The sequence below is a fragment of the Thalassovita sp. genome (genome assembly GCF_963691685.1).
GTDB lineage: Bacteria > Pseudomonadota > Alphaproteobacteria > Rhodobacterales > Rhodobacteraceae > Thalassobius.
The window spans coordinates 331592-343933 of sequence record NZ_OY829290.1; the positions used below are offsets into that span (position 1 = coordinate 331592).

Genomic DNA, 12342 nt, shown 5'->3' on the forward strand with positions numbered 1-12342 from the left:
CTTCGGCGGACTGCCAAATCGCTTTCACTGTTTCCCAAATACTCTGGGGGAATTGGCCGCAGGCCAAGGGGGCAACGCCCCATATACCTCAGCGATCTAAACAGCCTCTGCCTGCAGCCAGACGCCGCCCTCAGGGCGCAGGGTCAGGATCATCACTGGTTTCGGCGTATGGCCGGGCACCGGGGTGAACCGGTAGCGCGCCAGCAAGGTGGCAAGGATGATCACCGCCTCTTGCAGCGCAAAGGAGGCGCCGATGCAGATCCGTGGCCCGTCGCCAAAGGGCAGGTAGGCATAGCGCTGGATCGCTTTGCGGTTCTCAAACCGCTCAGGGCGGAACTGATCCGGGTCCTGCCACAGCAGCTGATTGCGATGCAGCGCATAGATCGGGATCATCACCGTGTCACCCGGGTAGACGTCACGCCCGGCGAGCGTATCCGCCTTCTGTGCCGTCCGCGACAGGATCGCCGCTGGCGGGTAAAGTCGCAGGGTTTCCTCGATGATTTGACGCAGAAATGGCAGCTGCTCCAGATGCGTCGCGGTGGCGGTCCCGCGACCAAAAGCCGCCTGCGCCTCCGCCCGCGCCCTGTCTTGGGCGGCCTGATCAAACCCCATCAGGTAAAGCGCCCAGCCCAATGTCAGCGCAGTGGTTTCATGCCCCGCCACGATGAAGGTCAACAGGTTGTCGCGCAATTCGCCGGTGTTCATCTGCCGTTTGGTTTCCGGGTCTTCACCGGCCAGCAGCAGGTCCAGCAGATCCGGCACCGCGCGCGGCCCGCCCTGCCGCCGCCCCTCGATGGAGGCATCAGCGACCCGCTTCATCTCTTTCAGCGCTTGGCCTGAGACCATCCGGCCCGGCCGCGGCACCCAATCGGGCAGGCCCAGCATATCAAAGAGCGAGATTTTCCCCGCCTCGGCGATATAGGCGTCAATCGCACGGTGAATGGCGGCGCGGTCAAAGCCTTCATCGCCGGAAAAGGTCACATCACTGATCACATCAAAGGTGGCACGCACCATTTCATCCGCCATGTTGACGGCCCTTGGACCGGCGTCCGCCACACGGGTGCAGGCCGCCTCGGCTGCGGCGCTCATCACCGGGGTGAGGTTTGTGACATTGCGGTGCGAAAACACCGGTGCGGCGGCCCGGCGCTGCCAGCGCCAATGAGCGCCTTCGGCAATGAACAACGATTCGCCAATGGCCGGCCGCAGCAGGTTCTTGGTGACCAGGGATTTGGGATAGTCCTCTACCCGCTCCAGCAGCACCCGGCGGATCGCATCGGGATCCATCACCATATGCCAGCGCCGGCCGGTTTTGCCGCTGACCATCGGCTGGCGGGTCGCCACCTCAGGGATGATCGACAAGAGGTTCTGCCGCGCCGCACGCAGGGATTTCAGCATGCCCCAGGGTTCGCGCACCAAGGGCACATGGGCGGGCAGGGCAACATGGCTGGGGGCGCCGGTGATCTCTGGGATATAGGGCATCCTCGCTCCTCCTCTATCAGGATATATGTGCAACGTTTGCCGCGGCAATCCATCCCCGCGGGGTGAGGCAATTTGCCTGAGCGCAATGGCTGCGGTATGGCAGGGGAAGCCTTCGACAAAGAGGGCACTGCAGGATCAAGGGAGAGGTTTGGGATGCTGATGCGAATTCTGGCGGGTCTGGCGCTTTTTGGATTGGTGGCCTGTTCGTCCACCGGAGATCTGGAAGAAAAACCTGAACCGCTGGGGGATTTCGCCTTTGGTCACAACATTGTGGTGGCCAACAACATGGTCAAAGGCCCAGTGTCGCGCGATGCTGAGCAGGAAGAATGGGTCACCGCCCTGAAGCAGGCCATCGGCACCCGATTCGACCGCTATGAAGGCGATCGCCTCTATCACTTCGGCGTCTCCGTGCAGGGTTTTGTGCTGGCCCAGCCCGGTCTGCCTGTTGTGGCCTCCCCGAAATCGGTGCTGATCCTCAACCTCGATGTCTGGGATGATGCCAAGGGTGTCAAAATGAACGCAGAGCCCAAGCAGATCACCGTTTTGGAACGGATGTCGGGGGAAACCTTCATCGGATCCGGCCTGACCCAATCCAAAGAGGTGCAGATCAAGAATCTCAGCGAAAACGCCGCCCGGCTGATCAAGAACTACCTTGAGCGTCAACATGCCGAAGAGGGCTGGTTTGTGCCAGAAGATGGCGCAGCGGAAGCGGCGGCAGCAGATGCTGCTGTGGAGGGCGAAGCCCCTGAACAAGAGGCAGAAAATGCCACCGAGGCGGCAGCTGCGGAAGAAACCGCGACCGAAACGTCGCAACAGGGGGCCGATGAGGCCACTGAGGATGCAACAGACGCTTGATTTTCCTCTCCGAACCCAATAAACGGCCCGCGATGATCAATCGGGGCGAGGGCCCCCTAAACACGAGGCGCCTTTAGAATGGCAAAGGAAAAGTTTGAGCGTTCCAAACCGCACGTTAACATCGGCACCATCGGCCACGTTGACCACGGCAAGACCACGCTGACCGCAGCAATCACCAAATACTTCGGTGACTTCCAGGCATACGACCAGATCGACGGCGCGCCTGAAGAGAAAGCCCGCGGCATCACCATCTCGACCGCACACGTTGAGTATGAGACCGAGAACCGTCACTACGCGCACGTTGACTGCCCCGGTCACGCTGACTACGTGAAAAACATGATCACCGGTGCTGCCCAGATGGACGGCGCGATCCTGGTTGTGAACGCAGCTGACGGCCCGATGCCGCAGACCCGTGAGCACATCCTGCTGGGCCGCCAGGTTGGCATCCCGAAGATGGTTGTTTTCCTGAACAAAGTTGACCAGGTAGACGACGAAGAGCTGCTGGAGCTGGTGGAAATGGAAGTCCGCGAGCTGCTGTCCGAGTACGACTACCCGGGTGATGATATTCCGATCATCGCAGGTTCGGCTCTGGCGGCGATGGAAGGCAACAAGCCTGAAATCGGCGAAGAGAAAATCAAAGAGCTGATGGCAGCTGTTGATGAGTACATCCCGCAGCCTGAGCGTGCCGTTGACATGCCGTTCCTGATGCCGATCGAAGACGTGTTCTCGATCTCGGGTCGTGGTACCGTTGTAACCGGCCGTGTTGAGCGTGGCGTGATCAATGTTGGCGACGAGATCGAAATCGTTGGCATCAAAGACACCACCAAAACCACCTGTACCGGTGTTGAAATGTTCCGCAAGTTGCTGGACCGCGGTGAAGCTGGCGACAACATCGGCGCACTGCTGCGTGGCGTTGACCGTGACTCGGTTGAGCGTGGCCAGGTTCTGTGTGCCCCGGGTTCGGTGAACCCGCACACCAAGTTCGAAGCCGAGGTCTACATCCTGACCAAGGAAGAAGGCGGCCGTCACACCCCGTTCTTCGCGAACTACCGTCCGCAGTTCTACTTCCGGACCACCGACGTGACCGGCACCTGCATCCTGCCCGAGGGCACCGAGATGGTAATGCCTGGCGACAACCTGAAACTGTCGGCTGAGCTGATCGCCCCGATCGCGATGGAAGAAGGCCTGCGCTTCGCCATCCGTGAAGGCGGCCGCACCGTTGGTTCCGGTGTTGTTTCGAAAATCATCGAGTAATCACTCGGCGGTTTGATTACGAAAAGGGCGTCCCTCGGGGCGCCCTTTTTGCATGCAGGTAGGGGCGACCTTTCTATTCCGTACCGTGCATGAACCGCAGGGGCGAAGCGCCCGCCCCATCAAACCAGAGGTTTGTCTCCGACAAAACGGGGGCGGTTCGGGCGCTGCCAAATCACAGATTTGGCAAGTGGGTTTCGCGACTATTAGTTCAGAAGGTAATACCTAACTGCGGCCCTATACCCTTCGAGACGGTCGGGCCAGGACCGAACGCGCTGCGTCCGAGCCGCTTTGATCTAAACGCAATTCCTCGTCGCAAGTCTGCCGGCGGCAGTGAAAGGACCGGGATGAATATCCTTAAACGTTTGTTTTCCCGCCCTCCGAAGGGCACCCCGCTTCCTGACATCCTGCCCGGGCAACTCTGGTGGGTGGCGGAGCGGCGCATGCAGAACACCCGGTCCGGTGAGGTGTTTCGGATCTTCGAAGCGGTGATTGCCCCGGATAAAGCCATAGCCCGCGCACATCTGGCAGCTGCGGACGCCCAACTGGATGCGGTTCTGATGAAACAGGCCCTTCGGCGTGGGGATCTGGTTGATGAATATGACTGGACGCCGGCCAGCCGCGAATTGGCCTGCCTGCAGCTGACGCCGGTGAAGACCGAAGAGCAGATTGCAGCCTTAGATCCGGCGCTTCTGGACATGTTGAAAGAACATGATTTCTTCCGCGCTGACTTTACTGGCACACCGGACATGGCAGTGGGTGGTGGGGTCTATCCCGACTAAGGAAGTCTGATCGCGCGTTCGTCAGATTTCCTGAGAATTGGGGTTCCACTTAAAGGCGTGATCGTTACTGTGTGCCGTAATTTCCGAGGATCATATGCGTTATATTATTTGCGTTATCTTAGCGGCCGCCCATGTCTTTACACCTGCTTCAGCCAAACCCAGGCTGAACAACTCTGAGCTGACCTATCAACTGGCCTGCCTAGAAGGCGGCAATAGTTCAAAGGAAAGGGTTGAGCTGTGCAAAGCGGCTTTGGAGGACGTGCGCCTGTCTGACGGCGATCGGTTGCGGTTGATGCTTTCGCTTGCAGATGCCCAAACCTGGGAAAGCGATTATGAGGGCGCATTGCGCACCTACACCGAAGCCTTGGCGCTTAATCCCAACAGCCCTGTCGCCTATGAGGGGTTGGGCTGGGTTGCCCACAATCAGGACCAGTTTCCAGAGGCGATCGAGAAGTTTCGCCAATCAATCGCGCTTGAACTGTCTGCCTCTGCCCAGGCTGGATTGGGGGCGGCGCTGTTTCGTCAGAGCCCGGACAATGTAGAAGCCGCAGTTGCTGAGTTGGAAAAGCAACTTTGATCGATCCGGAATATGATTGGGCCTGGGCTGAGTTGGGTTGGGTCTATATGCGGTCCAACCAGGTTGATGACGCGATAGCCGCCTTTGAGGAGGCCCTGAAGCTATCACCCAACTACATTTTCGCGCTGAACAACTTGGCCTCTGTCTACAACACGGCCGAACAATACGAACAGGCGTTGGACACCGCAAACCATCTGCTGTCTTTGCAAGACAACAATTGGGCCTTGCTGCAACGGGCTGAGGCCTTGCGGGGTTTGGGGCGTAACATGCAGGCCCTGCGCGATGCGTCTGTCGTGATTGAACAAGAACCCACTTGGGAAGACGGCTATGTCAGCAAAGCCCTCGCCCTAGAGGAGATGGGGCTGGGGGGCGCTGCCATTGAAGTATATGAAACGCTGCCTGACGACGTCTCTCGTACGGATTACAGCTACTACTATCAGGCGTGGGCACTGCAGCATGATGGTCAGGCTGACGCGGCGATGGCCGCTGTTGAGAAGGCCATTGCAAAGGACCTGGAAGATTATTCAAACTGGGAATTGAAGTCACTTTTCCTCATCTACGGTGAAGATTATTACGCCTCGCTTGCGGCCGCCCGTCGCGCTACCGAGCTGCAGCCCCGCGCTGAATGGAGCGTGTTGTATCAAGCCATTTCACAGGCACATCTTGGCGAAGTGGAACAGGCAATGGCACTGTTTGACGAGGCTCACAATTTGAACCTTCCGGACGGTGGAACCAATTGGTTTGTCGAGCATCTGATCGGGCTGGGCCTTACGCAGGAGGCCAAAGACGTGCGTGAAATCAGCAAAGATCGGTAAGGGCCAACGTAGAAATTTTACCGATTGGTCATTTCCCTGTTATCGTCTTCCGATCAATTCGAATGAACGATTCACTTTTCAGGGGGATAAATCCATGCCTATCCAATTGTCACGCCGTGGTTTTCTGGGCGGGTCTGCCGGTGCCGGGCTGATCGCGCTGCATCCGTTTTCGGCCCATGCGGCGACGAATCAGGCGCATCTGCGCATCATGGAGACAACGGACCTGCACGTTCACGTCTTCCCCTATGATTACTATGCCGACAAGCCGCGCGACACGGTGGGCCTCAGCCGCGCTGCCTCGATTGTGGGCGACATCCGCGCTGAGGCAACCAACTCGATGCTGGTGGACAATGGCGACTTCCTGCAGGGCAACCCGATGGGCGATTACATCGCCTATGAGCGCGGCATGAAAGAAGGCGACAGCCATCCGGTGATCACCGCGATGAACACGCTTGGTTATGACGCGGCTACGGTGGGCAACCACGAATTCAACTATGGCCTCGACTTCCTGATGAAATCCGCCGCTGGCGCCAAGTTCCCGATCGTGCTGGCAAACGTTGCCAAAAACGCGGCCGGCAACATCCGCGACGATGAAACCCTTTTCAAACCCTACGCGCTGTTGGATCGCGAAATCACCGACGGCGCCGGCAACAAACATATGATCAAGGTCGGCATCATCGGTTTCACACCGCCGCAGATCATGAACTGGGACCGTCGTCATCTGGAAGGCAACGTGGTCGCCCGCGATATCGTCGCCAGTGCTGAAGCCTATGTGCCGGAAATGAAAGAGGCCGGTGCCGATATCATCATCGCTCTGTCACACTCGGGGATCGGGTCTGCCGATGCCACTGACGGGATGGAAAACGCCTCGGTGCCGCTGGCAGGGATCGACGGTGTGGATGCGGTGATGACCGGCCACAGCCACCTTGTCTTCCCCTCACCCACCTACAAGGACTACGCCGCGGTGGACGTCGAAAAAGGCACCATCCACGGCAAGCCCGCCGCAATGGGCGGATTCTGGGGTAGCCATCTGGGTGTGATTGACCTGATGCTGGAACAAGAGGGCGGCGCATGGCGCGTTGTGACCTCGGCCTCCGAGGCGCGCCCGATCTCGAAACGCAATGAGGACCGGTCGATCACCGCTCTGGTCGGCGACGATGAAAACGTGCTGAATTCGGTGCGCAAAGACCACGAAGAGACCCTGGCCTATGTGCGCCGCGCAGTAGGCAAAACCGATGCGCCGCTGCACAGCTACTTTGCTCTCGTGGCGGATGACCCTTCGGTGCAGATCGTCTCGATCGCGCAGAAATGGTATGTTGAGGAAATGCTGAAAGGCTCGGAATACGCGGGTCTGCCGATCCTGTCAGCCGCCGCGCCGTTCAAGGCCGGGGGCCGTGGCGGGCCGGAGTATTACACCGACGTGGCCGCAGGGGATGTGGCGATCAAAAACGTTGCTGACCTTTACCTCTACCCCAACACCGCCCGTGCGGTTCTCGTCACCGGCCAGCAGGTCAAAGACTGGCTGGAACGCTCCGCCGGTATCTTCAACCAGATCACGCCCGGTGGCGGCGATCAGGTGCTGCTGAACCCGTCCTTCCCCAGCTACAACTTCGATGTGATCGACGGGGTGGAATATCAGATCGACCTCAGCCAGCCGTCCAAGTTTGATCCCAAGGGCAACCTGCTGGATGCCTCCGCCAACCGGATTGTGAACCTGACCTATCAGGGCCAGCCGTTGGATATGGATCAGAAGTTCGTCATCGCCACCAACAACTACCGTGCCAGCGGCGGCGGCAGCTTCCCGGGCGCCAAGGGCGACACGATCATTCTGGAAGCGCCGGACACCAACCGTGACGTCATCGTGCGCTACATCGTTGAACAGGGCACCATCAGCCCCTCCGCTGATGCCAACTGGCGCTTTGCCCCGATGCCCGGCACCTCGGTGCTGTTTGACACCGGCCCCAAGGCGGCAGGCTACGCTGACAGCGTTTCAGGGATGGAGATCACCCCGGCAGGCGAAGGCCCCGACGGCTTCGCCCGCTTCAAAATCGCGCTGTAAGGCGGGATCGAATTTTCAGAAAAGGGCTGCCATTCCGGCGGCCCTTTTTGCATTTGGCAACATTTTCTCCAAACAGCTTTGGTCAAAGAGGGAAACCGCAGCGACCGAACCGAGGGGCGAAGCGTAGCGCCCGCACCGTGGGGGCGGTTCGGGCGCTGGCCCGGCTATGCCGGGCAATTTTGCTTCGCGAGAGAGCAAATCCTTCGGCGTTTGTGCGACAAGGGTTGATTTCAAAGGGCGGATAGATGGTGCAGGTACAAAGGCAAAATCATGCCCGTGGCATCGATTATGCGCGCCTTTTATCCTCTGCTTGCCCTTGCCACTACCGCCCATAGGCGGCCAGCAGGCAGGCCTCTGTGGCCTCATCCACCGGGATCATCAGCTCCACCTCCAGCCCCTCGATCGCCGCCTCATGGGTGGAGGCCAGCTGCCCAACAAGGCTCGACATCTGCAGCTGCACCCCTTCCGGCCCTGACAGCACCGCCGGAATATAGGGCGGCACCTCGGCCCCGCCGGTCAGCCGTTCGGCGACGCCGGCAAAACGCCCGGCAGCACGGGCCTGCTCAAACAGTTTTGCCACCGAGATGGAGCGCGCCGCTGCCGCCTGCATGCGGAAGTAAAACACCATGGCGATCTCCTCCCAGTTCTGCACCCGGGTGAAAAAGGCATCCGACAGGAACACCTCATACATTGACAGTGCGTGATTCCCGCCCGCGGCGCCACCGCCGAAACCTTCCAGCATCGCCCAGCCGGGCGCATTGGCGCGCAGGATCGTCCAGTTGTGATCCATCACGTAGCCGGGAAATGGCCAGTGTCTGAGGGCGCGGGTTTCCAGCATGTCCAGAACCGCCTTAACCTGATCGGCATCGAAATCCGCCCGCCGGTAGGGGTTGCGCCAGGCCACCGCATCAAACAGCGCCGCCCGCTGGGTCAGCGACAGCTCCAGCCCGGTGGCCAACCTGCCCACAAAGTCCCCGCTGGGCTGTGACCGCCCGGTCTCAAGGAAGGAGACATGACGCTGGGTGGTGCCAATCTCCGCCGCCAGATCCAGCTGCGACAGGCCCAATTCGGCCCGCATGTTTTTAAGCGCTGTGCCAAAAGTGTTCATCTGTTCCTCCTGCCGCAGTGTTATTCCCTGCAAGGGAATTGAGCCAATTCCTTGGCTGCCATAGCCCTGTGTCAAAGGCAAATCACGAGGAGATGACCATGCTCACCTGGCTGCTACTTGGCACCGTTTTGTACCTGCTGACGGCGTATCTGCCGTCGCTCTTTCTGATCTCAGGCATTGGGATCGGCGGCTATCTTGGCACCCGCGATGAGGATCCCGAGGTCAACGCCCTGCACGGCCGCGCCAACCGCGCCAGCCGCAATTTTGAGGAAAACTATGCCCCGTTCATGGCGCTGGGGATCCTGGCCTTTGTGGTGCCGGGTGCGGATATGGCGCTGGCCAGCACGGGCGCGATGATCTTTGTTCTGGCCCGCCTGTTTTACCTGCCACTGTACCTGCGCGGGGTGTTTTTCTGGCGCTCGGCAATGTTCACGGTCGGCTGGGTCGGCATGCTGATCATGGGCGTTGCCCTGATCTGAACCCTGCTTTGACCCGTTCTCTGAACCGTCAGGCGGGCGCCCCACGCCCGCCCCATTTCCGCCACGTCAGCCTGCCAACCTACCCTCAATTTTATTGAGCAGTAGGAATTAAGTCATGAACGCGATTATCGCCCTTCTTCGCATGGCCTGGTGGGGCTTTCTGATTTTGGCAGCCCTTGTCGTCGGGGCTACGGAGTTCTTCTACAAAGAGGAACAGGACCTGCAGCAGCGTTATACCGCCGCGTTGGCCCAGCCGGCGCCGCCGCTGGTGGATCTGAACAGTTTTGACCGCGACGCCGACCGCAGTGATGTTGGCGAAGTGAATGTCAGCGGTTGGGTCAACTTCGAACAGTCTTATGAGCTGGTGAAAAAGACCAATGGTGTCACCAAATCCCGCCGCTTCATGTACCTGATGTATGGCCCGCAGGACGGTGCTGACACCAAAACGGTCCGCGCCGCCATCATCATGACCCCGGCGGAGGAAGAGGCCTACGCCGATCTTCTGTGGCAGCTTTCGGCGTTCAACCTGTCTGAGCTGGCAGTGGGTGACGTGATGCCGGAACACAGCGCGCTGCGCAGCCTACCGCTGGGCCTCAGCATCAACGGCAAGGCGTCGCGCACGGATGGGTTTTCCAAACTGGCCTATGGATCGATGGAAGAACTGGGCGTAAAGGCCGGGCCAGAATTTATCTTCCTCAATCCGTTCTGGCAGGGACGGGAGGCCGGGCTGACCCGCGCCAACACCCCGGAAGATGTGCGGCTGATCGGCTGGCAGATCGCGGCAGCCATTGCGGTCTTTGGCTTGATCAAGCTGGTGCTGCGTCGTCGCAAGCTGGCGAAAACCACCCCGGTGGAAGGCGCCGCAGCGGATCCTTTTGCAAACTCCCCCATTGCCACCCCGGATGCAAAACTGGGCCGCCGTACTGCGCGCCGTCGCCAACAGCCACAGCAGTCTGAGGTGCGCCCCGAACTGCGCCCTGAAATGCAGGCGCCGCAGCAGGCAGAGGTCACTCAGCCGCATATCACCCCGCCGCGCAGCCGCTCAGAGGCCTATCAGGGCTTTCAATATGCCAGTGCGCAGCCCAAACCGGGCGCAGCCCTGGCCCCGAAGAAGCTGATCTATCTGGTCATTGCCGTGCTGTTTGGCTTGGGGATCCTGTCGGAATTTGTGCCCGGTGCCATGTTCGTGGCCGTCATGATGTCACCAGTGATTCTGATGTGGATCGGCATCTTCACACTGCAGCGGATGCTGGGGCAGGGCCTTGCGCGGTTGTTTAGCCGCAAGCCACAGGCCGTGGATCCTTTTGACCGGCTGCGTCCAGCAAAATAGCGGCTGCATTCGCCCCAATAGGCGGCAAAACCGCCCCGATAAGAACCGAACCCGCGGGGCACTACTTACCCCGCGGGTTTTCCTTTCGATCTGGTGAAAAATCCCCTTGATCTCCGGCCCGCGCTGGCATACTCAATCGCTCACCGTAGGGGTATAGCTCAGTTGGTAGAGCGACGGTCTCCAAAACCGTAGGTCCCGGGTTCGAGCCCTGGTGCCCCTGCCATTTTAAATTTTTCCATCAAAATCAAGTGCTTGCCGCGATGTTCTGCCGTTTGGCGTTACATGTGGGCGTTACACTTTACTGTATATGTTACTTCAATACTGAGCGCCGTTTTGAGGTTCGGAGACTCGCTTCGCCACCATTTGTTCATCGCGAGTTAGTTTGTCTGTTTCTGACAGACCAAATCAAAGCCGTGAAAACCAGTTTTGCGCAACTTTGGGTGAGGAAGAAACGCCGACGCGCGAGTCTGCAAAAAACATGCGGTGAGTTTCTGTGCGTAGACATCTGCTTCCCCAAGCATTTGTTTGCCCCCGTACCCCTTCGGTCTGAAACTCCAAGCGGATGTTGGACGGGCGAAAGGTTCTGATGATATGCTTGAGATAAATTGATCGGGGGGCGTCCCAGCAACGCCTAGAAACAAGCCGAAGGCGCAGTTTTCTGGGCGGAAGCTCCCGATCAATGACGCCCATCAAGCTGTTTGTCGAAGGCCTGTCTAGAGCATCTTGATTTGTAGTTCGTTGCAGCTTTGTGGTCAAAAACGACGCAGCGATAGGTCTAGAGATTTTCGGCGCGGTCCTGTAGAGAAAACCTTCATCTCCGACATCATCATCCGGTGGAGGTTTGTTCATGATAAACAGACCTTAGCGTGTCGGTAGTTGGCAACATCACCACACATTATGATGGGGTGTAGAAGAATTCTGAACGACATGGGGGTGTCGCATGACTGTACCTAGTCGTAAAAAAATTGTGGTCGGCACTAACTCAGACGGAACTCACATCGTGACTGTGGATGGTGTCCGATGTTCTTTTCGGAAAGGTGTGGATGCGTTTGAATTCGCCCGCTTCGCTCAACTTGTCGCACGATTAAACGGTGATGAGATCGACATCCAAGCAGCATGATGCGGTTCCAACAGAACCGAATGGGTGTGTTGGAAGTTGAAGCGATCGCGCGCTTCTATGGTTGCATTTGGGGGGCACTACACTATCTGTAAACGACCGCGTTTTACTTTCGGTACAGGGGCCTTCCTTCGTGATAAAACTGATGATCTTCGAACCCAATGGGGAACGAATCGAATTGCTCATCAAACGCCCTGTTCCTACGCCGGGAGAAGTGATCGAAGTCGGGGACCGAAAGGCGCGAGTAACGCATGTTATGGATCAGTTTGGCGTTCAAGGAATCCCGATAGTCGCCGCCAAAACCATTCGTTAAAATATGAGAACTGGTTGTGTTGAAGGCGCGGGGTTGTTTCTGACCTCAGGCTCTTCATTGATCCGCTATATGTTGCCTTCCTCAGAAGAGGCTCGTTGGGGGTATCGATATTAATCCAGTGAGAGAATTAAACATTCGAGTTGAAACGTCGTTGGTTAGGTATCCCCAACTGTTCGC

General features: G+C 58.6%; 11 protein-coding genes and 1 tRNA gene. 10 read left to right on the plus strand and 2 right to left on the minus strand.

Features of this window, described 5'->3' with window-relative positions; translation table 11 throughout:
- Window positions 1-96: 96 nt before the first annotated feature.
- Complete coding sequence (locus ACORLH_RS01510) at window positions 97-1479, minus strand: cytochrome P450 (RefSeq protein WP_321830850.1); 1383 nt, start codon at window positions 1477-1479, stop codon at window positions 97-99.
- Between the two features lie 153 nt (window positions 1480-1632).
- On the opposite strand from ACORLH_RS01510, the gene ACORLH_RS01515 reads away from it, so the two are divergent.
- The 6 genes from ACORLH_RS01515 to ACORLH_RS01540 all read left to right on the plus strand — a co-directional run bounded on the left by ACORLH_RS01515 (window position 1633) and on the right by ACORLH_RS01540 (window position 7818).
- Window positions 1633-2334 (plus strand): hypothetical protein, encoded by a 702-nt coding sequence (locus ACORLH_RS01515; RefSeq protein ID WP_321830851.1) that lies wholly within the window; start codon window positions 1633-1635, stop codon window positions 2332-2334.
- Between the two features lie 78 nt (window positions 2335-2412).
- The gene (tuf, locus tag ACORLH_RS01520) at window positions 2413-3588 is read left to right on the plus strand and encodes an elongation factor Tu (protein WP_321829834.1); all 1176 of its coding nucleotides are present in this window, start codon (window positions 2413-2415) and stop codon (window positions 3586-3588) included.
- Between the two features lie 344 nt (window positions 3589-3932).
- Window positions 3933-4367, plus strand: a complete 435-nt coding sequence (locus ACORLH_RS01525; RefSeq protein ID WP_321830853.1) for a hypothetical protein — start codon at window positions 3933-3935, stop codon at window positions 4365-4367.
- A gap of 94 nt (window positions 4368-4461) precedes the next feature.
- Window positions 4462-4944, plus strand: coding sequence for a tetratricopeptide repeat protein (locus ACORLH_RS01530; protein ID WP_321830855.1), 483 nt, complete (start codon window positions 4462-4464; stop codon window positions 4942-4944).
- A complete protein-coding gene (locus ACORLH_RS01535; RefSeq protein ID WP_321830856.1) occupies window positions 4941-5759 on the plus strand; it encodes a tetratricopeptide repeat protein in 819 nt (272 codons plus the stop codon). The genes ACORLH_RS01530 and ACORLH_RS01535 overlap by 4 nt, the downstream gene beginning before the upstream one ends.
- Window positions 5760-5853: 94 nt before the next feature.
- The gene (locus tag ACORLH_RS01540; RefSeq protein ID WP_321830858.1) at window positions 5854-7818 is read left to right on the plus strand and encodes a bifunctional 2',3'-cyclic-nucleotide 2'-phosphodiesterase/3'-nucleotidase; all 1965 of its coding nucleotides are present in this window, start codon (window positions 5854-5856) and stop codon (window positions 7816-7818) included.
- A 322-nt stretch (window positions 7819-8140) separates the two neighbouring features.
- Here the strand turns inward: ACORLH_RS01540 and ACORLH_RS01545 are convergent, their stop codons facing one another.
- Window positions 8141-8926, minus strand: coding sequence for a helix-turn-helix domain-containing protein (locus tag ACORLH_RS01545; protein ID WP_321830859.1), 786 nt, complete (start codon window positions 8924-8926; stop codon window positions 8141-8143).
- A gap of 98 nt (window positions 8927-9024) precedes the next feature.
- On the opposite strand from ACORLH_RS01545, the gene ACORLH_RS01550 reads away from it, so the two are divergent.
- The 4 genes from ACORLH_RS01550 (at window position 9025) to ACORLH_RS01565 (ending at window position 11855) form a co-directional block, all read left to right on the plus strand.
- Window positions 9025-9405 carry an MAPEG family protein gene (locus tag ACORLH_RS01550; protein WP_321830860.1) on the plus strand — a complete coding sequence of 127 codons (381 nt, stop codon included), beginning with the start codon at window positions 9025-9027 and terminating at the stop codon, window positions 9403-9405.
- A 115-nt stretch (window positions 9406-9520) separates the two neighbouring features.
- Complete coding sequence (locus ACORLH_RS01555; protein WP_321830862.1) at window positions 9521-10735, plus strand: hypothetical protein; 1215 nt, start codon at window positions 9521-9523, stop codon at window positions 10733-10735.
- 147 nt (window positions 10736-10882) lie between these two features.
- Window positions 10883-10958: transfer RNA gene (locus ACORLH_RS01560), tRNA-Trp, on the plus strand.
- A 717-nt stretch (window positions 10959-11675) separates the two neighbouring features.
- The gene (locus tag ACORLH_RS01565; RefSeq protein WP_321830864.1) at window positions 11676-11855 is read left to right on the plus strand and encodes a hypothetical protein; all 180 of its coding nucleotides are present in this window, start codon (window positions 11676-11678) and stop codon (window positions 11853-11855) included.
- Window positions 11856-12342: the final 487 nt, after the last annotated feature.